The sequence below is a fragment of the Martelella sp. AD-3 genome, from assembly GCF_001578105.1.
Taxonomy (GTDB): Bacteria; Pseudomonadota; Alphaproteobacteria; order Rhizobiales; family Rhizobiaceae; genus Martelella.
This window is the reverse complement of sequence record NZ_CP014275.1, coordinates 3629699-3656601: the sequence shown is the minus strand read 5'-3', so window position 1 is coordinate 3656601 and position 26903 is coordinate 3629699. Positions and strand designations below refer to the sequence as shown.

Annotated in this window: 22 protein-coding genes; 14 read left to right on the top strand and 8 right to left on the bottom strand. The window is 63.4% G+C overall.

All coding sequences use genetic code 11. The annotated features are described in order from the left end of the window. Positions 1 to 99 precede the first annotated feature (99 nt). Positions 100 to 1083 (top strand): iron exporter MbfA, encoded by a 984-nt coding sequence (gene mbfA / locus AZF01_RS16890; RefSeq protein WP_024709987.1) that lies wholly within the window; start codon positions 100 to 102, stop codon positions 1081 to 1083. Here the strand turns inward: mbfA and rocF are convergent, their stop codons facing one another. Next, complete coding sequence (gene rocF / locus AZF01_RS16885) at positions 1084 to 2007, bottom strand: arginase (RefSeq protein WP_024709988.1); 924 nt, start codon at positions 2005 to 2007, stop codon at positions 1084 to 1086. Positions 2008 to 2360: 353 nt separating this feature from the next. Here rocF and AZF01_RS16880 point away from each other — a divergent pair, with 353 nt between their 5' ends. From AZF01_RS16880 to AZF01_RS16850, 7 genes are all read left to right on the top strand, one after another. Next, on the top strand, positions 2361 to 5315 hold the full coding sequence (locus AZF01_RS16880; RefSeq protein WP_024709989.1) for a diguanylate cyclase: 2955 nt from the start codon (positions 2361 to 2363) through the stop codon (positions 5313 to 5315). Positions 5316 to 5569: 254 nt separating this feature from the next. Next, positions 5570 to 7111 (top strand): sugar ABC transporter ATP-binding protein, encoded by a 1542-nt coding sequence (locus tag AZF01_RS16875; RefSeq protein ID WP_024709990.1) that lies wholly within the window; start codon positions 5570 to 5572, stop codon positions 7109 to 7111. Beyond that, positions 7108 to 8109, top strand: a complete 1002-nt coding sequence (locus AZF01_RS16870; protein WP_024709991.1) for an ABC transporter permease — start codon at positions 7108 to 7110, stop codon at positions 8107 to 8109. The genes AZF01_RS16875 and AZF01_RS16870 overlap by 4 nt, the downstream gene beginning before the upstream one ends. 76 nt (positions 8110 to 8185) lie before the next feature. Continuing rightward, entirely contained in the window at positions 8186 to 9136 is a 951-nt protein-coding gene (locus AZF01_RS16865; RefSeq protein ID WP_024709992.1) for a substrate-binding domain-containing protein, read from the top strand. A 263-nt stretch (positions 9137 to 9399) separates the two neighbouring features. Beyond that, positions 9400 to 10452 carry a sugar phosphate isomerase/epimerase gene (locus AZF01_RS16860; RefSeq protein ID WP_024709993.1) on the top strand — a complete coding sequence of 351 codons (1053 nt, stop codon included), beginning with the start codon at positions 9400 to 9402 and terminating at the stop codon, positions 10450 to 10452. A gap of 168 nt (positions 10453 to 10620) precedes the next feature. Further along, positions 10621 to 11805, top strand: a complete 1185-nt coding sequence (locus tag AZF01_RS16855; RefSeq protein ID WP_024709994.1) for a Gfo/Idh/MocA family protein — start codon at positions 10621 to 10623, stop codon at positions 11803 to 11805. 293 nt (positions 11806 to 12098) lie between these two features. Next, positions 12099 to 13469 carry a GH1 family beta-glucosidase gene (locus AZF01_RS16850; RefSeq protein WP_024709995.1) on the top strand — a complete coding sequence of 457 codons (1371 nt, stop codon included), beginning with the start codon at positions 12099 to 12101 and terminating at the stop codon, positions 13467 to 13469. An 87-nt stretch (positions 13470 to 13556) separates the two neighbouring features. On the opposite strand, the gene phaR is transcribed toward AZF01_RS16850, so the two are convergent. The 4 genes from phaR to AZF01_RS16835 form a co-directional block, all read right to left on the bottom strand. Then, positions 13557 to 14111 carry a polyhydroxyalkanoate synthesis repressor PhaR gene (phaR, locus tag AZF01_RS16845; protein WP_024709996.1) on the bottom strand — a complete coding sequence of 185 codons (555 nt, stop codon included), beginning with the start codon at positions 14109 to 14111 and terminating at the stop codon, positions 13557 to 13559. 381 nt (positions 14112 to 14492) lie between these two features. Next, positions 14493 to 14681 (bottom strand): hypothetical protein, encoded by a 189-nt coding sequence (locus tag AZF01_RS16840; protein WP_024709997.1) that lies wholly within the window; start codon positions 14679 to 14681, stop codon positions 14493 to 14495. A 16-nt stretch (positions 14682 to 14697) separates the two neighbouring features. Continuing rightward, positions 14698 to 14853: a DUF3309 family protein gene (locus AZF01_RS23585; protein ID WP_081725892.1), complete on the bottom strand. Its 156-nt coding sequence runs from the start codon at positions 14851 to 14853 to the stop codon at positions 14698 to 14700. Positions 14854 to 15114: 261 nt separating this feature from the next. Then, positions 15115 to 15618: a DUF6622 family protein gene (locus AZF01_RS16835; protein WP_024709998.1), complete on the bottom strand. Its 504-nt coding sequence runs from the start codon at positions 15616 to 15618 to the stop codon at positions 15115 to 15117. Between the two features lie 81 nt (positions 15619 to 15699). Between AZF01_RS16835 and AZF01_RS16830 the strand changes: the two genes are divergently transcribed. From AZF01_RS16830 to AZF01_RS16805, 6 genes are all read left to right on the top strand, one after another. Then, positions 15700 to 16518, top strand: a complete 819-nt coding sequence (locus AZF01_RS16830; RefSeq protein ID WP_024709999.1) for a LytTR family DNA-binding domain-containing protein — start codon at positions 15700 to 15702, stop codon at positions 16516 to 16518. A gap of 362 nt (positions 16519 to 16880) precedes the next feature. Next, complete coding sequence (locus AZF01_RS16825) at positions 16881 to 19913, top strand: helicase-related protein (protein ID WP_024710000.1); 3033 nt, start codon at positions 16881 to 16883, stop codon at positions 19911 to 19913. 4 nt (positions 19914 to 19917) lie between these two features. Beyond that, a complete protein-coding gene (locus AZF01_RS16820; protein ID WP_024710001.1) occupies positions 19918 to 20310 on the top strand; it encodes an RNA-binding S4 domain-containing protein in 393 nt (130 codons plus the stop codon). Between the two features lie 157 nt (positions 20311 to 20467). Beyond that, positions 20468 to 20806 (top strand): ferredoxin FdxA, encoded by a 339-nt coding sequence (fdxA, locus tag AZF01_RS16815; RefSeq protein ID WP_024710002.1) that lies wholly within the window; start codon positions 20468 to 20470, stop codon positions 20804 to 20806. 420 nt (positions 20807 to 21226) lie between these two features. Then, positions 21227 to 21799: a CarD family transcriptional regulator gene (locus tag AZF01_RS16810; protein ID WP_024710003.1), complete on the top strand. Its 573-nt coding sequence runs from the start codon at positions 21227 to 21229 to the stop codon at positions 21797 to 21799. A gap of 342 nt (positions 21800 to 22141) precedes the next feature. Continuing rightward, on the top strand, positions 22142 to 23005 hold the full coding sequence (locus tag AZF01_RS16805) for an RNA polymerase factor sigma-32 (RefSeq protein ID WP_024710004.1): 864 nt from the start codon (positions 22142 to 22144) through the stop codon (positions 23003 to 23005). An 11-nt stretch (positions 23006 to 23016) separates the two neighbouring features. Here the strand turns inward: AZF01_RS16805 and AZF01_RS16800 are convergent, their stop codons facing one another. The 3 genes from AZF01_RS16800 to thiP form a co-directional block, all read right to left on the bottom strand. Continuing rightward, the gene (locus tag AZF01_RS16800; protein WP_024710005.1) at positions 23017 to 24510 is read right to left on the bottom strand and encodes a M48 family metalloprotease; all 1494 of its coding nucleotides are present in this window, start codon (positions 24508 to 24510) and stop codon (positions 23017 to 23019) included. A 100-nt stretch (positions 24511 to 24610) separates the two neighbouring features. Further along, positions 24611 to 25264: an ATP-binding cassette domain-containing protein gene (locus tag AZF01_RS16795; RefSeq protein ID WP_024710006.1), complete on the bottom strand. Its 654-nt coding sequence runs from the start codon at positions 25262 to 25264 to the stop codon at positions 24611 to 24613. Then, a complete protein-coding gene (gene thiP, locus AZF01_RS16790) occupies positions 25261 to 26895 on the bottom strand; it encodes a thiamine/thiamine pyrophosphate ABC transporter permease (RefSeq protein ID WP_024710007.1) in 1635 nt (544 codons plus the stop codon). The genes AZF01_RS16795 and thiP overlap by 4 nt, the downstream gene beginning before the upstream one ends. Positions 26896 to 26903 lie beyond the last annotated feature (8 nt).

Sequence of the window (26903 nt, the reverse complement as noted above, 5' to 3'; positions counted from 1 at the left end):
TTGCAGCAAAAGCCTGCAATCATAGCGCGGACAAGCGGGATTTGACCTTCTCCCGACGTTAGTTTAGAAATATTCTAAATTCATATCGGGATGATGATCATGGCATTCAATCTGTTCTCAAGGCCGCGCCGCGCCTTTTCCTCGCTTTCGGAGCAGGAGATTCTGGCGCTTGCCATCTCCTCGGAAGAGGACGATGCGCGCATCTACAAATCCTATGCGGAGCACCTGCGTCCCGAATATCCCGATTCTGCGAAGATATTCGATGACATGGCGATGGTCGAGGACAGCCACCGGCGCATGCTGATCGATATGCACAAGCGCCGCTTCGGCGACATCATCCCGCTCATCCGGCGCGAGCATGTGCGCGGTTTCTACGAGCGGCGACCCGACTGGCTGATGAAGAGCCTGCCGCTCGACAAGATCCGCGACCAGACGGTGACGATGGAGGAACAGGCAGGCCGGTTCTACCGCGCGGCCACGGCCCAGGTGAGCGATGCGGACACCCGCAAGCTGCTCGGCGACCTCGCCATGGCCGAAGAGGCGCATGAGGAAACCGCCGTCGCGCTCACCGAAAAGCATGCGCCGGAGGATGTCCGGGACGAGGAAAGTCTGAAGGAGCGCCGCCAGTTCGTGCTGACCTGGGTGCAGCCCGGCCTTGCCGGGCTGATGGACGGTTCTGTCTCCACGCTTGCGCCGATCTTTGCCGCCGCCTTTGCCACGCAGGATACCAAGCAGACCTTCCTGATCGGCCTTTCGGCGGCCGTCGGCGCCGGCATCTCCATGGGCTTCACCGAGGCCGCCCATGATGACGGCAAATTGTCCGGGCGCGGCTCGCCGGTCAAGCGCGGCATCGCCTCGGGCGTCATGACCATGGTCGGCGGCCTCGGCCACGCGCTGCCCTATCTGATCCCGGAATTCTGGACGGCGACGGTCGTCGCCATCATCGTCGTGTTCTTCGAGCTCTGGGCGATCGCTTTCATCCAGAACAAATATATGGAAACGCCGTTCATGCGGGCGGCCTTCCAGGTCGTGCTCGGCGGCGGTCTGGTGCTTGCCGCCGGCATGCTGATCGGCAGCGGCTGATCAGCCGTAACTGCGCGTCGGCCGGTCCATCACGCGCCGTCCGAACAGGCTGGCCGTCAGGTCTCTCATCAGGATCGCAGCCTTGCCGCGCTCGTCGAGAAACGGATTGAGCTCGACGAGGTCCAGGCTTGTCACACGTGCGCTGTCATGCAGCATCTCCATCACCAGATGCGCTTCGCGGAAGGTCGCCCCGCCCGGAACCGTGGTGCCGACGCCGGGCGCCACCGAGGGATCGAGGAAATCGACGTCGAAGCTCACATGCAGCATGCCATCTGCCGCCTCTACGGTCTTCAGGAAGGCCGAAAGGAGCGCACCTATGCCGCTTTCGTCGATCGCACGCATATCATGCACGGTGACGCCGCTTTCCTGAAGCGCCGCACGCTCGGGTGGATCGACGCTGCGGATACCGAGCATGCAGACATTTTCCGGATCGACCGGAGCGTCAAGCGGCGGATAGATGCCGTCAAACCCGGGCCTGCCGGTGAAATAGGCCGCCGGGGTGCCGTGCAGATTGCCGCTCTCGGTGCTCTCCAGCGTATGGAAATCGCTATGGGCGTCCAGCCAGAGCACGAACAGCGGCCGGCCCCTCTCCTTTGCCCGCCGCGAGATGCCGGCAACGCTTGCCGCCGCCATCACATGGTCGCCGCCCATGAAGATCGGCAGGCCGCTCTCGGAAATCTCGAAAGCCTTTTCTGAAAGCGCGTCGAGCCAGGAAACGGTTTCGCCGAGCGCCTTGAGCTTGGTGTTGGGATGGGAGACCGCGCGGCGCGGCGCCGGCTCAAGGTCGCCGAGATCGACAACGTCGTGGCCCAGTCCGGCCAGCGCTTCGACGAGACCGGCTGCCCTCAGGCCGTTCGGCCCCATGTTGCAGCCCTTCCGGCCCGAGCCGGTTTCGACGGGCACGCCGAGAAGTGTGCAATGCATGAAAAACTCCGTTTTCGGTGTTCGCCTCCGTCAGAGGCGCGCGCAGTTCGCCCTCCGGCAATGCGGCGCCGGACCCTCAGAAAAGTCAGTATAGACGCATGTTGTCTTTGCTTTGAAGGGTTGCGGAAAGCAGATGATCACGATAGCGCTGCCATTCGTGCCTTTCAATTTCGCTGAAGGGGCGTTTGACTTGGCGGAAATTGTGCTATGCCTTGCTCTTGGTCAAGAGGAACCGGGGGATCAATGAGGAGGAAACCGGCAGATGCTCAGTCCCGTTGCGTGGCTTGTGCTGACATCCGCCTCCCTGCCGCCGCTCCCGTTGGTGCCTTGGGTTTTCGCATGAGACGCGGGTGATGAAAGAGGTTGGAACGGCGCAGCGCTTGCGTGACGGCATTGCCCGGATGTCGTTCTTTTCGGCCGCGCTTGCGGTTCTGCTCTTGTGGGCCGTTTGCCCGGCAAGGGCGCATGACCTGGAGTTGAGCGCGGAGGAGCGCGCCTATATCGCCGCGCGCGGTCCGGTCAGCGTCGGCGTGGTCGCCGACAATGACCCCTATTCCTTCTACCGCAACGGCAACATCATGGGCTGGACGGTGGATCTCATCGGCGTGATCGGCACCATAACCGGGCTCGATCTGAAGTTGCGCATGGGGGCCTGGGCGGATGTCTACGGCCAGTTCCGCGCCGGCGGGCTGGACGTCATCGCCGATATTTCCGAGACCGAGGAACGCAGCCGTTTCATCACCTTCACAGATCCGTACCATCTGCGCCGGACGGTGCTTTACGAAAACATCGACCGCCCGTTCGAAAAGCCGCTTTCACTCGAGGAACTGAGACAAAAGCGCATCGGCGTGATCCGCGACATCTATTATGCCGATGCGCTCGCCGAGATCGACGTCTCGCCGGTCACCTATGCCACCTATCGCGATCTGATGGCGGCCGTGGCCTTCGGCTGGGTGGACGGCGTGCTGGCCGCGGAGCTGACGGGCAATTTCTTCGTCCGGGAGAACGGGTTCACCAATGTTGCCAATGCCGGTACGCCGCCGTTGACGGCGGTGGCGCTCGAGGATTTCCGCCTCGGCGTCCTGAGCCGCGACGGCGACGAGAATGCAAGGATGCTCGCCGATATCCTCGACAAGGCGGTCGCGGCGATCCCGGCCGAGACGCTGGACGCCATCACAACGCGTTGGCTGTCCTATCGCAGCGGGCGTTCGATGAGCACCGGCCCCCTGCGCCTGTTGCCGGAGGAGCAGGCCTTCGTCAAGGAAGCGCCTTCGCTCAAGATCGGCTTCATGGTCGACTACGAGCCCTTCAGCTATCTCGACAACGGGCGCGGCAAGGGGCTTGCGGAAGACATCACCCAGTATATCGCCTCGGCGACCGGTCTTGCCTTCGACCGTGTGTATGACAACTGGCCGGAACTGCTTGATCGTTTCCGCGCCGGCGAGCTCGACATCATCACCAACATCTCCTTCACGGACGAGCGGGCCGACTACACGCTGTTTTCCGATCTTTATCACCGCGTGCCCAATGCCGTCTTCATGCGCTCCGGCGCCGGACCCTATCTCGGTCTGGAAAGCCTTGACGGCAAGGTCATCGGCATTCCCCGCGACATCTATTATGCCGATGATCTTGAAGCCCGGTTCGACGGCGTGCGCGGTTTCGACAGCCAGGCGGAGCTCATGCGCGCGCTCTCGGAGGGCGAGATCGACGCGGCGATCACCGCCTTGAGCAACGGCAATGCGATCATCCGCCAGCTCGGCCTGATCAACATCCAGATCGGCGGCGAGTTCCTGATGGACGGCGTCGAGCGCGAGGATCTGCGTTTCGGCGTCTCGCCGCGCTATCCCTATCTCAAAAGCATTATCGACCATGCGCTGGAGTCAATCCCGCTGTCGCGCTGGGAGGAAATGGAGCGGCGCTGGCTCGGCGCGCCGATTGCCGGCATGGAAACCGGCCACGATATTCTGACCGGCGACGAGCGGCAGTATCTGGCCGAGAAAGGCCCGATCCGCGTCTGCGTGGAGCCCAGTTCACCGCCCTACACGACCATCGAGGATGATGGTTCGCTCGGCGGCGCGATTGCCGAAATCCTCGCCCTGATGAGTGCGCGCGGCAGGTTCGACCGCCAGATCGAGCCTGTCTCGCTGGCGAATGCCGACAGCGACAGCGCGCTTTCGGCCGACTGCGACGTGCTGCCCTTCGTGGCGCGCGAGAACATGCGCGACACGACCTTCGATCTTGCGCCCCCCTATCTCGATATCGCCCTTGCCGTGGCCGCGCCGCTTCAAGCGCCCTTCGTCAGCAGCCTGCGCGAGCTTGAGGGCCAGCGCGTCGGCATCGTTCCCACTCATGTGCCGGCGGAACTCCTGAGGAGCCGGTATCCGAATGTCGGGCTTGTCGCCATCGACAGCGAGGACGCCGGGCTCAAGGCGATCGAGGACGGAGAACTCGACGCCGTCGTCGGCCCCCTGGACAGTCTCGTCTACCTGATTGCCGGCATGGACAGCAACGACGTGAAGATTTCCGGCCGCATTCCCGAGGGGTTGCAGGTGGTGGTGGCCACCGTGCCGGACGAACCCTATCTCGGCCGGATCTTTGCCAAGCTGGTCGTCAATCTCGATCCGGACGCCGTCGACCGGATCATCAGCATGCAGAAACTGGCGCCCTTCAAGCGCGCGATCGATTATCGCCTGCTGCTCGGCATTGGCGCGATCGGCCTCGGCGTGCTGGTGCTTTCGCTTTACTGGGTGCGCAAGCTCAGATCCCTGAATGTCGCGCTCAACAAGGCCAACAGCAAGCTTCACGAGGTCAGCATAACCGACGGCATGACCGGGCTTTACAACCGCAGCCACTTCATCGAGCGCGGCGAGGCGGAGTTCGGCCTGTCGCGTATGCGCGGCCTGCGTTTCACCGTCGCCATGCTCGATGTCGACCATTTCAAGCCGATCAATGATCGCATGGGCCATGTTTTCGGCGATGCCTGCCTCAAGCATCTGGCCGAAATTCTCGATGCCCATTTCCAGCGCGCCGGCGATCTCGTCGCCCGCTATGGCGGCGAGGAATTCGTGGCATATACGCTCGCGGGCGAGGCCGACCAGGTCCGGGCCTTTATCGAAAGGCTGCGCGAGCGCGTGGCGGAAAACCCTGCTGAGGTCAACGATGTGGTGCTGAGCCTGACGGTCAGCATCGGCTTCTACTCCGCCGTGCCCGGCGCCGGCGATACGCTCGAACAGTATATCGACCGGGCGGATTCCTATCTCTATGAGGCCAAACGAAGCGGCCGCAATCGCGTCAACGGCAATCTCTGATCGTCCACACCATCTCCTTCGCTCTTGCCTTGCTGAACGTCGGCTGGCGCGTCGGAAAAACGACGTATCGACCGTTGATGCGCAAGAATATGGTTTACGTACATCAAGAACGCGGCTAACCTTGCTACCAAAGGGTAGGGACCTGTCGCGGCGAAGCATAGGCCGCGCGGTTGGACCCCTCGGGCGCGGTGGAGCGCGCCCGGGAGAAAAGACGGAAGCCGGGTGAAGCGCATTCCGGTGGAGCGGGGGAGGCCATGCGCGACGACAACGAGCGCGGCGGGAATGATATTCTTCTGAAGACCGCCGGACTGACCAAATCCTTCGGCCCGATCGAGGTGCTGCACGGCATTGACCTTGCGGTGCGCGCCGGCGAGGTTCACGCCGTCATCGGCGAGAACGGCGCCGGCAAGTCGACGCTGATGCGGCTTCTGGCCGGCAATCTCAAACCGTCGGGCGGCGATATCAGGATCGACGGCCAATCGGTCTCCTTCGCCAATCCAACGGAGGCCGAGGCGATGGGCATCGTGCTGGTCCACCAGGAAATCCTGCTCGCCCCCGATCTCACCGTTGCCCAGAATATCTTTCTTGGCCGCGAGGTGTGTCGCGGCCTCGCCGTCAACGACCGGGTGATGAATGCCGAGGCGCGAAAGGCGGTCGGCGAACTCGGCGCCGATATCGATCCCGAAACGCCTGTAGCCCGGCTCTCGATTGCCAAACGCCAGCTTGTGCAGATCGCCCGGGTGCTGCTGACGCCGCACAGGGTGGTGATTTTCGATGAGCCGACTGCCTCCCTCACGCCGGTGGAGACCGACGCGCTCCTGAAGGTGATGCGGGCGATCCGGGACCGGGGCGTGGCGGTGCTGTTCATTTCCCACAGGCTGAACGAAGTCAAGGAGATTGCCGACACGGTGACGGTCCTCAGAGACGGCCACAAGGTGGCGACCCATGACGCGGACGAGCTTGAACCCTCCGACATGGCCCGCCTGATGGTCGGGCGCGACGTCTCCAAGCTCTATCCAGACCGCAAGCACGACGACGCCGGTGCGGCCGTGCTCGAGGTCGGGGACTTCACCGTTCCCGGTTATGCAAGAAACGCATCCTTTACGTTGCGCAAGGGCGAGATCCTGGGTTTTGCCGGTCTCGTCGGGGCCGGCCGCACGGAATTGATGGAGGGCATTCTGGGCTTGAGGCCGGGGCGCGGATCGGTCCGTCTGAAGGGCGAGGCGGTGCATTTCAACGCACCGATTGCGGCGCTCAAAGCCGGCATCGTCTATCTTTCGGAGGATCGCAAGGGCAAGGGCCTGCTGCTTTCCAAGGATCTGCGGACCAATCTGACGCTTGCAGCGCTCGACCGTTTCGTAAAGGCGCTGATGGTCGACCGCAACGCGGAGGACAAGGCGCTCGATGGCGCGATCCGCGATTTCGACATCCGAACGGGCTCGAAGGAACTTGCCGCCGGCGAGCTTTCCGGCGGCAACCAGCAGAAACTGCTTCTCGCCAAGATGATGTTGCTCGATCCGGAGATCGTCATCATCGACGAGCCGACGCGCGGCATCGATATCGGCAACAAGGAGCAGATCTACAAGTTCATCGCAGAACTTTCGAAGGCGGGCCATTCGATCATCGTGATCTCTTCGGAGATGCCCGAACTGATCGGGCTTTGCGACCGGATTGTGGTGATGCGTTCCGGCGAGATCGCCGGCGAGGTGACGGGCGAGGGCATGAACGAGAACGAAATCGTGGTTCTGGCAACGGGCGTTGCCGGCAACAGGCGTGAGATGGCAGGCGCAAGATGAGTGACAGTGTGAAAGGCGAGGCCGGTTCCGGCTTCCTGAGAAATATAGATCTGCGCGTGATGGCGCCGTTTCTGGCGCTGGCGCTGCTTCTGGTGCTCGGCACCTTTTCCAATCCGAACTTCCTGACCGTCAACAATCTGATGAATGTCGCCACCCGCTCGGCCTTCATCGCCATCATCGCGGTCGGCGCCACCTTCGTCATCTCGGCGGGCGGGCTCGATCTTTCGGTCGGGGCCATGGTTGCCTTTGTCGCCAGCCTGATGATCATGTTCATCAACTCGGCGGCGATCGCGAACCCTTATCTTTTGCTGGTCGCGGCGATGATTCTGGCGATTCTGATCGGCATGGCCTGCGGCCTCCTGAACGGCGTGATCACCACGGTCGGGCGGATCGAGCCCTTCATCGTCACGCTTGGCACGATGGGCATCTATCGCGGGTTGACGACATGGCTGTCGCAGGGCGGCGCGATCACCGTGCGCGATTTCGAGGTGCAGCAGATCTACCGGCCGGCCTATTTCGGCACGGTTCTCGGCGTGCCGGTGCCGGTGATCGCCATCATCGCGACCGCGCTGATCGGCGCCTTCGTGCTTTACCGCACGCGTTACGGCCGGCATGTGATCGCCGTCGGCTCCAACGAGGAAGTGGCGCGCTATTCCGGCATTTCGGTGCGCAATGTGCGCATCATCACCTATCTGATCCAGGGGCTCTGCGTCGCCGTTGCCGTGCTGTTTTACGTGCCGCGCCTCGGCTCCACCTCGGCGACCACCGGCATGTTGTGGGAACTGCAGGCGATCACCGCCGTCGTCGTCGGCGGCACGGCGCTTCGCGGCGGTGTCGGGCGCATCTGGGGCACGATCTGCGGCGCCTTTATTCTGGAGATCGTCGGCAACATCATGCTGCTGTCGAACTTCATCAGCGAATATCTGATCGCCGCCATCCAGGGCGCGATCATCATCATTGCCATGCTGGTGCAGCGTTCGCTGCTCCGGCGGCAATAGGAAAGCGATCGCGGGCTTTGCGGACCGCCCGCGGCGTCTCGCTTTACGGCTTGAACGGTTCGCCATTTTGGGAGGAATGCGTATGAAAAATCTGGTTATGGGCGCAACATTGCTGGCGGCGACCTCGCTTGCCGGCGTCACCCAGGCCCAGGCGCTGACGGTCGGCGTGTCCATTCCGGCGGCCGACCACGGCTGGACGGCGGGCATCGTCTATCACGCCGAGCGCGTGGCCGAGAAACTGATGGAGGAATATGACGACCTCAACGTGATCGTCAAAACCTCGCCCGACCCGGCAAGCCAGGCCAATGCCGTGCAGGATCTCGCCGTGCAGGGCATCGATGCGCTGGTCATCCTGCCGACCGACCCGGATCCGCTGGTCAACGCCATCATGCAGGTCAAGATGGAGGGCACTTTCGTCACGCTCGTCGACCGCGCGCCGTCCAACAACGACAACTCGGTGCGCGACCTCTATGTGGCAGGCAACAATCCGGCACTCGGCGCGGTCGCCGGCGAATATATCGCCGATACCACGCCGGATGCCCAGGTGGTCGTCATCCGCGGCCTGCCGATCCCGATCGATCAGCAGCGCCAGGACGGCTTTGATGCGGCGCTGGAAGGCACCAATGTCGAGGTTCTGGAGAAGCAGTTCGGCAACTGGAACCGCGACGATGCCTTCCGGGTCATGCAGGACTATCTGACCAAATATCCGAAGATCGACGTTGTCTGGGCCCAGGATGACGACATGGTTGTCGGCGTGCTGCAGGCGATCGAGCAGTCGGGCCGCGACGACATCCAGTATGTCATCGGCGGGGCCGGCTCCAAGGACATGATCAAGAAGGTCATGGACGGCGATCCGATGATCCCGGTTGACGTGCTCTATCCGCCGGCGATGATCGGCACGGCGATGGAACTGACGGTGGCTGGCATGATGGACCAGGTGCCGATTGCCGGAAGCTATATTCTCGACGCCACGCTGGTGACGCCGGAAAACGCGGAAAACTACTACTTCCCGGATTCGCCCTACTGAGGACCGGGAAGCGTCCGGCCCGGCTTCCGGCCGGGCCTGCAGGGATCGGCGATCCCGGAGAGGCCTTTTCCGGGATCGCTTGAAAATGTGAAAGCCGTCCGCACATTCATCAGAGGCGGGACGGTTTTCGACCGGCGGACCGTCTCGGCCCTGCGGACCGCGCGGGGCCGTTTCGCCGGCGATTTCGCAAGGCCGTTCCAGGCGGACCCTCCGTCCGGATGCGCGGCACAGTCAGCTATCCTATCTTTCCGGGAGAAAGCACCATGAAAACGATTAAGGGGCCGGGTCTTTTCCTCGGCCAGTTCGCAGGCGACGAGGCGCCGTTCAACAGCTGGGACGCGATCACGAAATGGGCGGCCGATTGCGGCTACAAGGGCGTGCAGGTGCCGTCCTGGGCCGGACAACTGATCGACCTGAAGAAGGCGGCGGAATCCAAGGATTACTGTGACGATTTCAAGGGTAAGGCGCGCGAGAACGGCGTCGAGGTCACCGAACTGTCCACCCACCTCCAGGGCCAGCTCGTCGCCGTCCATCCGGCCTATGACGAGGCTTTTGACGGGTTCGCGGCGCCGGAAGTGCGCGGCAACCCGAAGGCGCGGCAGGAATGGGCCGTCAACCAGGTGATGATGGCGATCTCCGCCTCGAAAAACATGGGCATCGACGCGCATGCGACCTTTTCCGGCGCGCTTGCCTGGCCGTTCCTCTATCCCTGGCCGCAGCGTCCGGCGGGCCTGATCGAGACCGCCTTCGAGGAGCTTGCCCGTCGCTGGAAGCCGATCCTTGATCATGCGGACGAGAACGGCGTCGATATCTGCTACGAAATCCACCCCGGCGAGGACCTGCATGACGGCGTGACCTTCGAGATGTTCCTCGACCGGCTTGACCAGCATCCGCGCGCCAACATGCTCTACGACCCGTCGCATTACGTGCTGCAGTGCCTCGACTATCTCGACAATATCGACATCTACAAGGATCGCATCAGGATGTTCCACGTCAAGGATGCGGAGTTCAATCCGACCGGGCGTCAGGGCGTTTACTCCGGCTATCAGGGCTGGGTCGACCGTGCCGGCCGTTTCCGTTCGCTCGGCGATGGCCAGGTGGATTTCAAGGCGATTTTCTCCAAGATGGCGGCCATCGATTTTGACGGCTGGGCCGTGGTCGAGTGGGAATGCTGCCTGAAACACCCCGAGGACGGAGCGCGTGAAGGGGCGCAGTTCGTCAAGGACCACATCATCCGCGTCACCGAAAAGGCTTTCGACGACTTCGCCGGCGGCGGCACGGACGAGGCGGCCAACAAGCGGATGCTGGGGCTGTAGAGTTCACCCCTCACCCCAACTCTCTCCCCTTAGGGGCGAGGGGGCTTGCTGGTCGTCTTGAGGGGCAGAGAAATAACCACACGGTTCCTTCTCCCCGCCGGGGAGAAGGTGGCGGCAGCCGGATGAGGGGGTGCACCCCCGGATAGAGACAATTCAGGAGATATTCCAATGGCAATCGAAGGCAAAGACGAAATCTATTCCGGTCGCATCCGGCTCGGCATGGTCGGCGGCGGGTCCGGCGCTTTCATCGGCGGCGTGCACCGCATGGTATCGCGCCTCGACGATCACTACACATTCGTCGCCGGCGCCCTGTCGTCGACGCCGGAAAAGGCGCTCGCCTCGGGCAGGGAACTCGGCCTCGATCCCGAGCGCACCTACGGTTCCTACGAGGAGATGGCCGAGAAGGAGGCCGCGCGCGAGGACGGCATCGAGGCCGTGGCGATCGTCACGCCCAACCACATGCATTTCGGCCCAGCCAAGGCCTTTCTCGAAAAGGGCATTCACGTCATCTGCGACAAGCCGGTGACGTCGAGCCTTGAGGAAGCCAAGGCGCTGAAGGCGATCGCCGACAAGGCCGACGCGCTGTTCATCCTCACGCATAACTATACCGGCTATCCGATGATCCGGCAGGCCCGCGCCATGATCGCAAACGGCGATCTCGGCGATATCCGCCTGATCCACGCCGAATACCCGCAGGACTGGCTGACCGAGCCGGCGGAACGCGCCGGCTCCAAACAGGCCGAGTGGCGCACGGACCCGAAGCGTTCGGGCGCGGGCGGCGCGATCGGCGATATCGGCACACATGCGCTCAATCTGGCTCTGTTTGTCTCCGGCGCGGAACTGGAGAGCCTTGCCGCCGATCTCGACAGCTTCGTCGAGGGTCGCCAGCTTGACGACAACGCCCATATCATGCTGCGTTTCAAGGAAAGGAACGGGGTGAAGCCGAAGGGCATGCTGTGGGCAAGCCAGGTGGCGCCCGGCTTCGAGAACGGCCTGCAGATCAAGATCTGCGGCACCAAGGGCGGCATCCAGTGGGCGCAGGAAAACCCGAACTATCTCTGGTTCACGCCCTTCGGCGAGCCGAAGCGCCTATTGTCGCGCAACGGCGCGGGCGCGCTTGACGCCTCCACCCGCGTGTCGCGCATCCCCGCCGGCCATCCGGAAGGCTATCTGGAGGGCTTTGCCACTATCTATACCGAGGCCGCCCGGGCGATAAAGGCGTTCCGTGACGGCAAGACGGCGGATGACGTGATCTATCCGACGATCGAGGACGGCGTCATCGGCCTTGCCTTCATCGAGGCCTGCGTTGCCTCATCGAAGGCTGACGGAAAATGGGTCAAACTCGACGTCTGATCCGTTCGGATCGTCCCGTGGCCCGCCCGGAGGATCATCCGGGCGGGCATTTTCTTGACCGCAGTCAGGCGGTGGCGCAAATCGGCAACGCCGGACATCGAACTTCTGCAACGTTTCAGATTCGCCTTTTCGTTGATGTACAAACCCGCTCATCTCCTCTAGATCACCTTTCGAAAACCGCCGCGCCGTCCGGACAAGGCCGAGATCCGCCGACGCGCAGCCGAAACCACAATGATGCGGTCCGGCGGCCGACAAGGCTGTTCGCCGGGCCGACACTTGAAGGATCACCGACCATGATCGACCCGAAACAGCTCGCCCGTCGCTTTCCGGACGATTTCATTTTCGGCGTTGCCACCGCTTCCTACCAGATCGAAGGCGCGGCGCGCGAGGACGGGCGCAAACCCTCCATCTGGGACGCCTTTTCCCACATGCCCGGGCGCGTGCACAACCGCGATACCGGTGATGTCGCCTGCGACCACTACCACCGTCTTGAGAGCGATCTCGACATGATGAAGGATCTCGGCGTCGAGACCTACCGTTTCTCGATCGCCTGGCCGCGCATCATTCCGGACGGTCGCGGACCGGTGAACGAGGTGGGGCTTGATTTCTACGACCGGCTGATTGATGGCTGCAAAGCGCGCGGTCTGAAGACCAATGCGACGCTCTACCACTGGGACCTGCCGCTGACGCTTGCGGGCGAGGGCGGCTGGACGGCGCGCTCCACGGCCTATGCCTATCAGCGCTATGTGCAGACCGTGATGAAGCGGTTCGGCGACCGGCTGGACCTCGTTTCCACCTTCAACGAGCCCTGGTGCGTCGTCTGGCTCAGCCATCTCCACGGCATCCACGCGCCGGGCGAGAGATCCATGGATGCAGCCCTTGCGGCGCTCCACACGGTCAACCTCGCCCACGGGCTCGGCCTTGAGGCGATCCGTCAGGAAGCCCCCGAGGTCAAGGCGGGCATCGTGCTCAATCTGCAGGCGATCTACCCGGTGAACGACACGGATGCCGACCGATCTGCGGCCGAACGCAGCTTTCAGTTCAACAACGGAGTCTTCCTCGATCCCCTGTTCAAGGGCGCCTATCCGGACGGCTTCATGTCGGCGCTGGGTGAGCGGATGCCGGCAATCGAGGACGGCGATCTCGATCTGATCAGCGGCAAACTCGACTGGTGGGGTCTGAACTACTACATGCCGGCGCGCGTGGCCGATGACAGCGCCTCGGGCGCCGAGTTTCCGGCGATCAGCGTCGGCGCGCCGGTCTATAATGTCATCACCGATATCGGCTGGGAAACCCACGCGCCGGCCATGAAGATGCTGACCGAGCAGGTCTACCAGCGCTACGACCTGCCGGACATGTACATTACCGAAAACGGCGCGTGCTACAACATGGCGCCCGTTGACGGCGTGGTCGATGACGCCCCGCGCACGGAATACCTGTCCGACCATATCGCGATTGCCGCAGACCTCGTGGAGGCCGGCATACCGCTGAAGGGTTATTATGCCTGGAGCCTCATGGACAATTTCGAATGGGCGGAGGGCTATGCGATGCGCTTTGGCCTCATCTTTGTCGACTACGAGACCCAGGAGCGCACGCTGAAGAATTCCGGCAAGTGGTACAAGGCGCTTGCGGAGGAATTTCTTGAAAGGGGCGAGGAGCGCTGAGGCCTCAGCCCGCAGCTGGTTGCCGCAGGCACAAACCGCCCGGATGTCGTCCTGGGCGGTTCGTTGCAACGGTTCTCGCCCGGAAACCTAAAGGTTGTCGATCCGGTCCTGCAGGACGCGCAGCTGCCGGCGCAGGTCGTCCAGGTCGCCGGCAACCGGGTGCACGGCCGGAGCGGATTCGCCGGCCTCGTCATCTCCGGCGCGGTAGCTGCTGGCGCCCAGCGGCGCGCGTCGTGCCGTCTCCTCCCGGCGGTAGTATTCGCGCTTGAGCGGGTTTTCATAAAGCGCCCTGTCCATCTGCTCGCGCATGTGGGCCTGCTGTTCGGAGAACGCCTTCATCGCATTGTCGAGGAAGCCCGGCAGCATGGCCTGCATCTGGTCCCCGTAATAGCCGATGATTTCGCGCAGGAACGAGACCGGCAGAATGCCCTGGCCGGATTTCGCCTCCTGTTCGAAGATGATCTGGGTCAGCACGGTGTGGGTGATGTCTTCGCCCGACTTGGCGTCCTGAACGGTGAACTCTTCTCCCTGTTTCACCATGTCCGCCAAATCCTCGAGCGTCACGTAGCTGCTGGTGCCGGTATTGTAGAGCCGGCGATTGGCATATTTCTTGATGGCCGTCGGTCCGTCTTTTACGGGCATGTCGTGTCTCCTCCCCGCGTTTTTGTTTCCTCTTCCCGTCCGGGATGTAACCTCAAAAAACGCCGTGTTACAATCGTTTTATCGCAGCGCAGCGGCACGAAACCGGGTCGCGAGCGTCCGATCGCGTCCGAATTGTCCTATCGCGAGCCCCGTGACACTGGCCGATCCGGCGCACACTTTTGCGTGATAGTCGCTTCCGGCGGCTTTTTTATATGCGCACGCCCCGCTTCTGTTATCGCACCTGCAAACCGGCGGCCGGCTCAAGCCGGGCACAAAAAAGGCGCCGCCCGAGACGGCGGCGCCCTGACCGGCGAGCGGTGCTGCGAGCCGGTCCTGACGCGACAGCCTTTCGGCGCGCGCCGCTTGCGATGACAGTCGGCGTTACCGGTTGGCTGTCGCCGCGCCGATGCCGCCGCCGATCAGGCCGCCGGCAATCGCGCCGGTTGCGTCTCCGGTAATCGCTGCGCCCGCGGCGGTACCAACGCCGGCGCCGATCGTGGCATTGCGTTCCTGCGTGGTGCAGGCGGCGAGCGGAAGAATGAATGCAATGGCGAGAACTGCTTTCTTCATGATCTTGGTCTCCAGGTTACACATAGCCTGCGATGAGCAGGATGATGACGATTAGCAGGACAAGACCCAGACCGCCAGACGGTCCGTAGCCCCAGGTCCGCGAATAGCCCCAGCGCGGCAGGGCGCCGATCAGAAGCAGGATAATGATGATGAGCAGGATTGTGCCGAGCATGGTCTCTCTCTCCGGGAAATCAGTTGGACAAAGAACGCCGGCGCGACGAGATTTGTTCCCGCGCGCCGAGAACAGGGCTTTTGGAAAGGATCGCGACCGCCTCGGAAAGCCAGCCGCAAAGCCTTGAAAAATATGGTTAAGACTTTGTAAATCCACGATATATAGCGGTGAACAAAACAGGAAAACGAGGCTGTCAGCGATTCGTCGCTGATTCGTTCCGGCTTTGGTCCCGGCGCGGAAAAAAGCCGGGGAGTGCCCGGCTCACGCCTCCGCCGTCACACGCCGCGCCTTCGCCATGTAGACGGCCGAGCGGGCGACCGAGAAACCCGTGGCAAGGCCGACGAAGAGGTTTACCGGGATCATGAAGGCGGGATGCTTGGCAAGGTCCGGGTTGATGGCGAGACCGGCATTTTGCACATAGAGCGCGGCAAACAGCATCAGCACCATGGCGAGGGTGTGCCATTCGCCCTCGATCAGCACCTTGTCGGCGCTGACCGGGTGCAGTTTCCTCTGCGGCCGCAGCAGCCACACGGCAAGACCGCCGAGAAGGAGCCCGAGGCCGAGTCCCTGCAGGGCGGGCGCGGCAAATCCGAGAGAGACCACCCTGTGCGCCGCAAGGATCAGGAACAGGAGCGGCAGGATGAAGAGCCGGTTGACCGACACTTCCTTGTCCTGGAACCGCTTCGCGCCGCGCAGGACGAGTATGACGAGGATGACCCAGACATAGATCGGCGTTCCGGCGATGATCGAGACGAGCATTTCCATAACGTGACCTTCCTTTCGAATTTCGCTCGGGATAAACTGGAACCTTTATGACAAACGTGAAGGGTGCGTGAAAAGCGGGAGATGAACGAAGTCCGGAAAAACTTCGCAAAACGCAGCGGATTGCAGTTCACGCTTCGCGAAATGCACAGGGATTTCACCCACTGGCGGACCTACGGGCTTCTGGCGATCGTCATTCTCGTCGCCGCATGGTCCGGCCCCTTCGGTACGGAGCGGGAATTCCCCTTCTTCCTGCGCTTGGTCTATTGGGCGGCCGTGGTTCTTCTGACCTTTTCCGCCGCGCATTTCTTCGGCGCCTGGACAAGTTTTCTGCTGCGCCGGCGGGGCCTGCATGCGTTTCCTCGCATCCTTCTGGTCACGCTTGCGGCGGGGCTTGCCAGCACGGCTGCCGTGCTGCCGGTCACCATTGTCGTCTCGGGCAAAGAGGCGCTTTCGCCAGTCGCGCTCTTCTCCACGGCCTACCACGCGCTGCTGATCGCGGCTGCCGCTGTCGGCGCCATGGAGCTTCTGCGCGGCAAAAAGGGCGATGCCGTTGCGACCGGGCCATCGGGCGAAGCAGAGCGCCCGCCGCCGCTGCTCGCGCGCCTGCCGCTGGAAAAGAGAGGAAGACTGATCTCGCTCTCGGTTTCCGATCACTATGTCGACGTGGTCACGACGCGCGGACGGTCCATGGTGCTGATCCGTCTGAAGGATGCGATCGGGGAGACCGCGCCAGAGCCCGGGATAAGAATTCACCGCTCGCATTGGGTGGCGCTTGCGGCTGTCGAGAGAGTGGAGCGGAGGGACGGGCGTCTTGCGATCGTCACCGGCGCCGGCGAAGTGCTGCCGGTCAGCCGCAGCTATCAGGCGGATGTGAGGGCCGCCGGCCTCACCCCGGGCTGATCGTCCGCGTTCATCCTTTGTTTACGAAGGTTAACGTGCCCCTTCCGTTCACCGGGAAGGCGACGATGGCGTTTCCACATCTAGAGCGTTGGCGCGGCAAAATCCCAATATCTAGCCGTGAACAAACCGGGAAAACGGCAGAGTCAGCGATTCGTCTGTGATTCGTTCGCATCTGTTCCAAATCTTAAGAAAAGCCGTTGTCAGGGCAAAATCCATCTCCCCCTTGCTTGCGGGCGCAAGGCGGTCCATCTATAGAGAAAGCGCGCGCCGGCGGTTTTCCGCGCGGCGTTTTGAGCAATGGACGGGGGCGAGGATTTGGCCCCGGCCAGGGAATCGGGACCGGGACATTGAATTCAGAAGCAATGATCTTGAGCGGACGCGGTGTCACCGCCATGCTCGGTCCGACCAATACCGGCAAGACCCATTTCGCGATTGAACGCATGGTGGCCCATTCCTCGGGCATCATCGGCCTGCCGCTGCGCCTTCTCGCCCGCGAAGTCTATACTCGCCTTGTCGAGCGCGTCGGCGTCAACCGCGTGGCGCTGATCACCGGCGAGGAGAAGATCGCTCCGAAGACCGCCCGCTACAGCGTCTGCACCGTGGAAGCGATGCCGCGCGAGACCGATGTCGCCTTCGTGGCGATCGACGAGGTCCAGCTGGCCGGCGACCTGGAGCGCGGCCACATCTTCACCGACCGCATCCTGCATTTGCGCGGGCGCGAGGAGACCCTTCTTCTGGGCTCGGCGACGATGAAGCCGATCCTCCGGCAATTGCTGCCGGGCGTTTCGATCGTCGAGCGGCCGCGACTTTCCAGCCTTTTCTACGCCGGGCAGAAGAAGATCACGCGTCTGCCGCGCCGTTCGGCGATCGTCGCCTTTTCCTCCGACGAGGTCTATGCGATCGCGGAACTGATCCGCCGCCAGCGGGGCGGCGCGGCCGTTGTGCTGGGCGCGCTCAGCCCACGCACCCGCAATGCCCAGGTCGAACTTTACCAGAATGGCGACGTCGAATATCTGGTGGCGACCGATGCGATCGGCATGGGGCTCAATCTCGATGTCGATCATGTGGCCTTCGCCCAGGACCGCAAGTTCGATGGCCATCAGTACCGCAATCTCAATGCCGGCGAGCTCGGACAGATCGCGGGGCGCGCCGGCCGCCACATGCGCGACGGCACATTCGGCGTGACAAGCCGCGTCCCGCCCTTTGACGAGGAACTGGTGGAGCGGCTCGAAACCCATCACTTCGACCCGGTCAAGGTGCTGCAATGGCGCTGCAAGACGCTTGATTTCTCCTCGCTGCATGCGCTGAAGGCGAGCCTTGACGAGGTGCCGCGCGTGCAGGGGCTGACGCGGGCGCTTCCGGCAGTCGACCAGCGCGCGCTGGAGTTTCTCGCCCGCAACCCCGCCGTTGCCGGAAAGGCGGATCGGCGCGACAGGATCGAGACCCTGTGGGAGGCTTGCGCGCTGCCGGACTATCGGCGGATCACGCCGGCCCAGCATGCGGACCTGATCGCCTCGCTTTATCTCGACCTTGTCGAGCATGGGACGGTGGACGAGGATTTCCTCGCCAAACAGGTCCGTCATGCCGACCGGACCGATGGTGAAATCGATACGCTTTCGGCGCGTATCGCCCAGATCAGAACATGGACCTATGTGTCGAACCGGCCCGGATGGCTTGCCGATCCGACACACTGGCAGGAAAAGACACGGAAAATAGAGGATCGGTTGTCGGATGCACTGCATGAGAGGTTGACGAAACGCTTCGTTGACCGCAGGACTTCCGTGCTGATGAAGCGCCTGAGAGAGAATGCGATGCTTGAAGCTGAAGTGAGCGTGAACGGGGATGTCTTTGTGGAAGGACATCATGTGGGGGAACTGGCGGGCTTTCGTTTCAAAGCCGTGACCGGCGCCGAGGGGCCGGATGCCAGGGCGATCGAGGCTGCCGCGCTGAAAGCGCTGGCGCTCGAATTCGAGGCCCGGGCCGCGCGCCTGCACGCCTCCGGCAATTCCGACCTCGTGCTGGATTCCTCCGGAACGGTGCGGTGGCTCGGCGATCCGGTGGCCCGGCTCGTTGCCTCCGACAATGTCTTGAGGCCGCGCGTCGTGCTGCTGGCCGACGAACAGTTGACCGGCGCGGCCCGCGATCATGTCGCGGCCCGCATCGAGCGCTATGTGGCGCACCAGATCCAGACGGTGCTGAAGCCGCTCGATGATCTCGCCAATGCCGATGACATCGAGGGGCTGGCGCGCGGCCTCGCCTTCCAGCTGGTCGAGAATTTCGGCGTGCTGTTCCGGCGCGATGTTGCCGCCGAGGTCAAGGCGCTCGATCAGGATGCGCGGGCCTCGCTCAGGCGCTATGGCGTGCGCTTCGGCGCCTATCATGTGTTCATGCCCGCGCTGTTGAAACCGGCGCCGGCCGAGATGATCACCCTGCTCTGGGGTCTCGCCAATGACGGCCTCGACAAGCCCGGCTATGGCGAACTCATTCCGGTGCTGGCGGCCGGTCGCACTTCGGTCGTTACAGACCCGGCGTTCGAGCGCGCCTTCTACAAGCTTGCCGGTTTCCGCTATCTCGGAAAGCGCGCGGTGCGCATCGACATTCTCGAACGCCTCGCCGATATCATCCGCCCGCTGACGCAGTGGAAGCCGGAAGCGGGCGGCGCGCAGCCGGAAGGCGCCTTCGACGGCCGCCGCTTCGTCACCACGCCGGCGATGATGTCGATCCTTGGCGCAACGCCCGACGACATGGAAGAAATCCTGAAGGGTCTCGGTTATCGCGCGGATGTGGCAACGCCCGAGGAAGTCGCGGCGCTCGAGGCCGTTCAGGCTGAGCGCGATGCCGAGAAGGCCGCAAAACAGCATGCCGGCGTCGCCGTCGAGACGGTTGCCCGGCGCGCCGAGAAACCGGTCGTCGCAGAGCCTGCTGCCACGGAGACGCCGGCGTCTCAGGCTGCTGAAACGCCCGCTGAAGACAGTGGCGCGGTCGAGAAGGCCGATGAGCCCGCTCCCGAAGCCGCGGAAGCCTCCGGAGCGCCCGCCGAAACCGCTGCGTCGGAGCCCAAGGAGGAGGAAGAGCCGAAGCCCGTCCTGCTCTGGCGTCCGGGCGCGCGCGGCAACAACGAGCGCAACCGGCAGGGCCATCAGGCGCGTGGCCAGCGCAATGAGGGCCGCGGTCGCGGTCAGCCGGGTCGCAAGGGCGGTGACGGCGAGCAGCACGAGCGCTCCGGCAGGCCCGGCGGAAAAGGCGGCAAGGGCGGCGGCAAGGGCCCGCGCCGCGAGCGCAACGAGAACGAGGGCAACAAGCCGCGCGAACCGCGCCGCGAGCGCGACAAGCCCGTCGATCCGGATTCGCCCTTCGCCAAGCTTGCCGCGCTGAAGGCGCAGATGAAGCGGTAAACCGATGGCAGAGGGCGAAGCAGCGGAACGCCAGCGCGTCGACAAATGGCTGTTCTTCGCGCGCATCGTCAAATCGCGGTCACTGGCGCAGAAGCTGGTCCGCGATGGCCATGTGAAGCTCAATGGCGCGCGCATCGTCCGCCCCAGCGTCGACGTGGCGATTGGCGACAGGCTCGTGGTGGCCCTTGAGCGACGGGACGTTCATCTCGTCGTGCGCGCGCCCGGTCATCGGCGCGGCCCTTTTTCGGAAGCGCAGGAACTCTACCAGGACGTGAGCCCGCCGCCGGCAGCGCGCGAGAAGCTTTCGGCGTTCGAGCAGGCCCAGCGCGTGCCGGGCGCCGGGCGTCCGACCAAGAAGGAACGCCGTTCACTGATGCGGCTGCGCGGCGAGGAGTAGAGTTTTCCTTCGCCTTTGGAAACTTCTACCCGAAGCAGCCCCGTTTGTGGAATGAAATCATCTTGCGGCATGCGCGGAAAGCCGTTACCTCACGGTTCTGCAGCTGCCCCGCGTTGCTGCTGGCCCGCCGGCCTGAAACTGATCTCTGGAGCCTTTCATGACCTATGTCGTGACCGATAACTGCATCAAGTGCAAATATACCGACTGCGTTGAAGTCTGTCCGGTGGACTGTTTCTATGAGGGCGAGAATTTTCTTGTTATCCATCCGGACGAATGCATCGATTGCGGCGTCTGCGAGCCGGAATGCCCGGCCGAGGCGATCAAGCCGGATACCGAACCGGGCCTTGACCAGTGGCTGAAGCTCAACGCCGAATATGCCGAAACCTGGCCGAATATCACCATCAAGAAGGAGCCGCTGCCCGACGCCGAGGCGATGGATGGCGTCGAAAACAAATTCGAGCAGTTCTTCTCCGACAAGCCGGGCTCCGGCGACTGAGAGTGGCCCGCGGCCGGCGCGGCGCGGCCCCCGGCCTTGCCAAGATTTTTGAGCGCGCGCGCAATTTGGGGCTTGGCGAAGCCGCACAATTCGGTTAGGTCTCGGCCAAGCTTCCCTCTCGCCGGCGACGACTTGTCGCGGGTGCATGGCTCATTGATTTCTGCTGCTCTGCGTGCTATATACTGGTCACTGACCCAGAAAACGGCAGATTTGCCTTAAAGCCCAAGAAAGCAATCAACCCTAGCGTCGACAAAATCATTCGAAGTGCGGATGCCTTTCGGAACAAGGAATTCGTCGCGCTTTTCGTTGTCCGTTTGATGGTTACAGTGGGTGTGGCCCTCCAAACCGTCCCACCCGCCGGATCATGCATGTCCGGGACCGGCGCCCGCCGGATGCGTAACAGGGAGTTTTTAAAAGCCTATGACAGTACAACAGAAAAAGTCTGCCGGCCGCCACGGTTTCAAGACCGGTGAGTCCATCGTCTACCCCGCTCACGGCGTTGGTACGATCAACGCGATCGAGGAGCAGGAAGTGGCCGGCATGAAGCTCGAGCTTTTTGTCATCGATTTCGACAAGGACAAGATGCGCCTGAAGGTGCCGGTTGCCAAGGCCATGAGCATCGGCATGCGCAAGCTGTCGGAGACCGATTTCGTCGAGCGCGCTTTGAAAGTTGTGCAGGGCAAGGCCCGCGTGAAGCGCACCATGTGGTCGCGCCGCGCCCAGGAGTATGACGCCAAGATCAATTCCGGCGACCTGATTTCGATTGCGGAGGTCGTTCGTGATCTCTTCCGCGCCGATACCCAGCCCGAGCAGTCCTATTCCGAGCGCCAGCTTTACGAGGCAGCGCTTGACCGCATGGCGCGCGAGATCGCTGCCGTCAACAAGTTGTCGGAAACCGAGGCTGTCCGCCTCATCGAGACGCATCTTGCCAAGGGTCCCAAGCGCGGCAAGGGCGCGGATGAAGAGGACGACGCCCGCGAAGAGGCGGCCTGAGGGTTCCAGCAGGTTGCTTCCTGCAGCCTAGCGCATCGGCCCGAAAATCGGAATCGATTTTCGGGCCGATGCGTAGATTCAATAGGTTAGAGCGTCCTTTGTGCGTCCGAATGGACGCACGGCGCTCTAAAAGCGAGTATGAAAAAATCCGGCCCCGGCGGCCGGATTTTTTGCATTCCGGCGACAGTTCACGTTTTTGTGCGCGAAAACCTGCCGCCAGCGGTGAACCAAATGGCCGCCCGGCGCGTTTGCATGGTTGAGGAGTGCTGGGGCGGTTGCGGTTCTGACCGGGCGACCCGGTGCTCATGGCCTTGATCGTCTTGCCTTTTCGGGAGTGATGCCATGAATGTCGACGCACAGGATCACCGCATAGCCAGCGCAGCGATGGCCGCGCCCTATCTGACCCGCGAACAGGAAACGGAACTGGCGGCGCGGTGGCGCGGCAGCGACGACAGCAACGCCCGAAACGATATCGCCATGGCGCATCTCAGGCTGGTGGTCGCCATGGCCGGCAAGTTTCGCGGCTTCGGCCTTCCCAAGTCCGATCTGGTGCAGGAAGGCTATGTCGGCCTTCTTGAGGCGGCGGCCCGGTTCGATCACGAGCGCGGCGTCCGCTTCTCGACCTATGCCAGCTGGTGGGTGCGCGCCTCGATGCAGGATTATGTGCTGCGCAACTGGTCGATCGTACGCGGCGGCACGAGCTCCAGTCAGAAGGCGCTGTTTTTCAAACTGCGTCGACTGCGCGCCAAGATTGCCGCGCGCGACCGCGGGATGAGCTCGCAGTCGATCTACGAGGAAATCGCCAAGAGCCTCGGCGTTCCGGTCTCGGATGTCCAGGTGATGGATGCGCGGCTTTCCGGCAACGACGCCTCGCTGCAGGCCCCGGTCGGCGGCGAGGGCGAGGAGGGCACCGAACGCATCGATCTTCTGGTCTGCGACCAGCCGCTGCCGGAGGAGCAGGTCTCCGGCATGATCGACGGCGAGCGCCTGAGCGCCAGGCTGAAGCGCGCGCTCTCCAAGCTGTCGCCGCGCGAAAACCGCGTGATCCGCGCCCGCAAGCTGGCCGAAGACGGCGCGACGCTCGCCGAGCTCGGCGCCGAACTCGGCATCTCGAAGGAGCGGGTGCGCCAGATTGAAACGCGCGCGCTGGAAAAACTGAAATCGGCGATGACCGCCGATAGCGGCATGATCGCCGTTACGGCCTGAGATTTCCGCGCCTATTGCGAGACGATCTTCACGTCCTGGCCGACCGAAAGGGTTGCGCCGGGGCCAAGCGCGTTCAGAACCCTGAAGAGCGCCAGCTTACGGCTTGTCCCCATCATCTTGGCCGAGAGGCTCGCCATCGTATCACCGGGCTGAACCTTGACGATCCGGATTCTGAGCGGCTTCAGGGCGGCAAGCTCGTGCGGCGACATCTTGTGGAAGGACGCGCGGACCGCGCCGGCAATGTCCTCCAGATAGCCGCTTCCGCGCGGCGCCGCCGTCAGCAGCCTGTAAATCTCGTTGCCGTCGCGGATCACCGTCACGTCGAAGGACCAGTCACCGGCGACCGCGTGGGCCGTGGCTGCCGGCATGCCGTTGACGCTCGTGGTCTCAACCGAGCCGGGCACGAGGCCGGTCACCCAGCCGCTCTGGATATAGTCCTGAAGGTCGCGGCGGCCCTTGGCCTTCACCCCGTCGAAACGGATCGCCACATCATTGGGTCCGGTCGCCACCACGGCATTGGCCTTGTCGGTCATGGAAAAGCCGGGGGGAACCTCAAAGGCGATCTGAAGCTTCGGATGATAGAAGTTGCGATCGCGGATATAGCCCTCGTCGGCATTGCTGCCATAGAGCAGGCCATTGATCCCGTTCAGAAAATAGTCGTGCCCAACCTCTTTTGCGCCGACATTGGCGTAGAGGGCGGCCTGCTCGTCGGCAAGCTGCACGCGGCGCGGCGTATTGGGGTGGCTTGAGAGAAAGTCGAGGCTCGCATCCTCGGCGCCGGCGGATTCATACTGGGCAAAGGCGGCCATGGAGCGCAGAAACCGCGCGGCAGCCGTCGGGTCGTAACCGGCTTCGGCCAGCATGCGGATGCCGATCGCGTCGGCCTCAAGCTCCTGCTGGCGCGAGAAGGCGGCAAGCCGCATCTTGCCGCGGGCGGCAATCTGCTCCACCTCGGGCGTATCGGGGAGAACCTCGGCGATCACTTCGTTGGAAATGGCCTCGGCCTCTTCGCGGCGCTGGCGCTCAATGCCGTGATTGGCGGTTACATGCGCCATTTCGTGCGACAGCACGGCAGCGATCTCCGAGGCGTCATTGGCAAGCGCCAGAAGACCCCGGGTGACGTAGAGATAGCCGCCGGGCAACGCGAATGCGTTAATGCTCGGCGAATTGAGGATGGTGATGCGGTATGTCTGCTGCGGATTTTCCGAGACCGCCGTCAGCGCGCCGGCAATACGGGCGACAAGCCGTTCGACCTGGGGATCGCGGTACTGCCCGCCATAGGTCTCCAGGATGCGCGGATGCTCGCGCGCGCCCATGGCGGCATTGGGATCGTTGCGGGTCAGCGCCTCGACGGTCTGCTCGTTGCCGCCCGTGTCCGGCACGATGAAATAGGTGTCGGTCGTCGTGCAGGCGGAGAGCGCAAGCATGGCGGCAAGGGCAAGCGCGGCACGATGCCTGCCGGTCCGGCGGCGGTCCGTCTGCAGGCGGCCAGGATTATTGTTCATGCTTGCTGCGCCTGTCAAAACGCGACCCTTGTCCGGTATTTTTGTGACGGCCGTCAAGCCGCTTCTCCACAGTCATATTTGGCGTTCGCGGCCGCAAGGGTCAATAGCGCACCGAAATCGCCTCGTTCTCGATGACAAGGCGGTGATCGGCGATCTCTTCGACCTCGCCGGGCTCGTGCGAGACGATCATCACGGTATTGCCGGTTTCCGCGTGCAGTTCAAGCAGGAGCGCGCCCATTTCCCCGCGCATCTCCGGGTCGAGCGCGGCAAAGGGCTCGTCGAGCAGCAGGACCGGGCGATTGCGCACAAGCGCGCGGGCAAAGGCGGCGCGCTGGCGCTCCCCGCCGGAAAGCGAGGCGGGCATGCGGCTTTCAAAACCCTCAAGGCCGACGCGGGCAAGGGCATGGCTGATCTTTTGCCTGTCGTTTCGGTCAAGCCTGAGACGCGCATTCAGCCCAAGGCCGGTATTGGTGAAGATATCGAGATGGGCAAAGAGATTGTTTTCCTGAAACACGACCGTGACCGGGCGCTTTGCCACATGCAGGCCATTCATCGCCGCGCCGCCGATAATGACGCGCCCGCTGTCGGGTTTTTCAAAGCCGGCGATCAGGTTCAAAAGCGTGGTCTTGCCGGAGCCGGAGCGGCCGGTCACCGCCGTCACGCGGCCGCCGGCGATTTCGCCGCTGAAGCGGAAATTCTTGTCGCCGAGGGCAAGAGTCGCGGAGTCCAGAACGATTGAGGGAGATTGCGTCACGTCTGTCCTCTTCCAGCGTTTCGGGGCGCGCGCGTACCGGCGATCATCAGCACGAGGCAAAGCGCGCCCAGGATCAGTGCCAGCCCGTTCGCATCGTCCGTACGATAGCTGCCGAGCCGGCTGTAAAGCAGCCAGGGCAGGGTGGTCAGCTGATCACCGCCGAAGAGGGCAACCGCGCCCAGATCGCCGAGCGACAGCGCCATGGCAAAGGCCAGCGCCGTCAGCACGGGTCTCCTCAGACCCGGCCAGTCAACGATCCGCAAGCGGGCAAGGCCGGAAAGCCCGAGGCTTGCGGCAAGTCGGGCGGTGCGGGACCGATGGACGGCAAAGGCCGGCTGCAGCACGCGCAGCACGAAGGGCAGCGCCATCAGCGCGTTGATCGCGGCGACGATCACAGGCGCTGCGGCATCGGTCAGCCCGAAGGGGCGCAACAGCAGAAACCAGCCGGTGCCCAGCACGATCGGCGGCACCAGAAGCACAAGCGAGCCCATGGCCGACATGGCGCCGGCGCTGCCGCGATAAAAGGGTCCGGGGTCCCTCAAGGTTCGGATTGCCCCGATCGCCGTAATGAAGGAAAGCGCCACGGCGAGCGCGGTCAGCGCCGCCGACAGGGCAATGGCGAGGCTGGTCGCCGTCGCCCTGAGGAAGACGGGTTCGACGAGCAAACCGATCAGACCGGCGCCCGCGCCCTTCACCACGATGATGGCGAGCGGCAGGATAAGCCAAAGCGTGAAAAGCGCGATCAAAGCGAAATCGAAGCCGCGCGACAGCCGATGGTCCGCATCGGGCCGGCGGCCGGCCTCGCTGCTGGCGCTTGTTCCCGGATCGCCGGCGCGCGGCAGGAAGGCAAGGGCAGCGAGGACCAGCGCCGTCAGCACGATCTGCAGGCCGGAAAGAGCGACGGCGCGGGCGGGATTGAAATCGAACCGCAGCGCCTGGTAGATCGCGACCTCGATCGTGGTCGCCGCCGGCCCGCCGCCGAGGATCAGCACCAGCGTGAACGAGGTGGCGCACAGCATGAAGATGAGGCCGGCCACGCCCGCGATCAGCGGCGCGATCACCGGCCATTCGATCAGGCGGAACACGCTGCGCTGCGGCATGGCGAGCATCGCCGCAGTCTTGAAATATTCCTGCGGCACGCGTTCAAGCCCCGCCAGAATGAGGCGGGCGGCAAGCGGCAGGTTGAAATAGACATGGGCGATCAGAATGCCCTGCAGGCCATAGATCTGCAGCGGGCGACCGAGCGCCGCCAGATCCAGCATATCGTTGAACAGGCCCTGCCGTCCCCAGATGCCGATAATGCCGAGCGCGCCGATCAGCACCGGAAGTCCGAGCGGCACGGCCATGAGCCGGACGATCCAGATGCGACCGGGAAACAGCGGACGCCTTGCCATGGCAAGCGCTACGGGAATGGCCAGAGCGACGGAGATCAGCGTTGACAGGCAAGCCTGATAGAGTGTGAAGCGCAGGATGCGCCAGACATAGGGCTCGTCCAGGACCGCCGCCGCATCGGCAAGCCGTCCGAACCCGGCAAGCGCCGCGACTGCCACGGCAATGAAGCCGAAGACGGCGAGAAGGGCGGCGAGGCCGGCGGAAAGATTGCGGCGGAACTCCGCCCCTGTCAGATACACGGCTGCGG

What these genes read in the sequence shown, in the direction of transcription:
- AZF01_RS16800 (WP_024710005.1), bottom strand. Translation starts at nt 24,510, where the DNA reads ATGAACAATAATCCTGGCCGCCTGCAGACGGACCGCCGCCGGACCGGC.
- phaR (WP_024709996.1), bottom strand. Translation starts at nt 14,111, where the DNA reads ATGCCCGTAAAAGACGGACCGACGGCCATCAAGAAATATGCCAATCGC.
- AZF01_RS16835 (WP_024709998.1), bottom strand. Translation starts at nt 15,618, where the DNA reads ATGGAAATGCTCGTCTCGATCATCGCCGGAACGCCGATCTATGTCTGG.
- rocF (WP_024709988.1), bottom strand. Translation starts at nt 2,007, where the DNA reads ATGCATTGCACACTTCTCGGCGTGCCCGTCGAAACCGGCTCGGGCCGG.
- AZF01_RS16830 (WP_024709999.1), top strand. Translation starts at nt 15,700, where the DNA reads ATGAACGAAGTCCGGAAAAACTTCGCAAAACGCAGCGGATTGCAGTTC.
- AZF01_RS16820 (WP_024710001.1), top strand. Translation starts at nt 19,918, where the DNA reads ATGGCAGAGGGCGAAGCAGCGGAACGCCAGCGCGTCGACAAATGGCTG.
- fdxA (WP_024710002.1), top strand. Translation starts at nt 20,468, where the DNA reads ATGACCTATGTCGTGACCGATAACTGCATCAAGTGCAAATATACCGAC.
- AZF01_RS16825 (WP_024710000.1), top strand. Translation starts at nt 16,881, where the DNA reads ATGATCTTGAGCGGACGCGGTGTCACCGCCATGCTCGGTCCGACCAAT.
- AZF01_RS23585 (WP_081725892.1), bottom strand. Translation starts at nt 14,853, where the DNA reads ATGCTCGGCACAATCCTGCTCATCATCATTATCCTGCTTCTGATCGGC.
- AZF01_RS16865 (WP_024709992.1), top strand. Translation starts at nt 8,186, where the DNA reads ATGCGTATGAAAAATCTGGTTATGGGCGCAACATTGCTGGCGGCGACC.
- AZF01_RS16875 (WP_024709990.1), top strand. Translation starts at nt 5,570, where the DNA reads ATGCGCGACGACAACGAGCGCGGCGGGAATGATATTCTTCTGAAGACC.
- AZF01_RS16805 (WP_024710004.1), top strand. Translation starts at nt 22,142, where the DNA reads ATGAATGTCGACGCACAGGATCACCGCATAGCCAGCGCAGCGATGGCC.
- mbfA (WP_024709987.1), top strand. Translation starts at nt 100, where the DNA reads ATGGCATTCAATCTGTTCTCAAGGCCGCGCCGCGCCTTTTCCTCGCTT.
- AZF01_RS16850 (WP_024709995.1), top strand. Translation starts at nt 12,099, where the DNA reads ATGATCGACCCGAAACAGCTCGCCCGTCGCTTTCCGGACGATTTCATT.
- AZF01_RS16810 (WP_024710003.1), top strand. Translation starts at nt 21,227, where the DNA reads ATGACAGTACAACAGAAAAAGTCTGCCGGCCGCCACGGTTTCAAGACC.
- AZF01_RS16860 (WP_024709993.1), top strand. Translation starts at nt 9,400, where the DNA reads ATGAAAACGATTAAGGGGCCGGGTCTTTTCCTCGGCCAGTTCGCAGGC.
- AZF01_RS16840 (WP_024709997.1), bottom strand. Translation starts at nt 14,681, where the DNA reads ATGAAGAAAGCAGTTCTCGCCATTGCATTCATTCTTCCGCTCGCCGCC.
- AZF01_RS16855 (WP_024709994.1), top strand. Translation starts at nt 10,621, where the DNA reads ATGGCAATCGAAGGCAAAGACGAAATCTATTCCGGTCGCATCCGGCTC.
- AZF01_RS16880 (WP_024709989.1), top strand. Translation starts at nt 2,361, where the DNA reads ATGAAAGAGGTTGGAACGGCGCAGCGCTTGCGTGACGGCATTGCCCGG.
- AZF01_RS16870 (WP_024709991.1), top strand. Translation starts at nt 7,108, where the DNA reads ATGAGTGACAGTGTGAAAGGCGAGGCCGGTTCCGGCTTCCTGAGAAAT.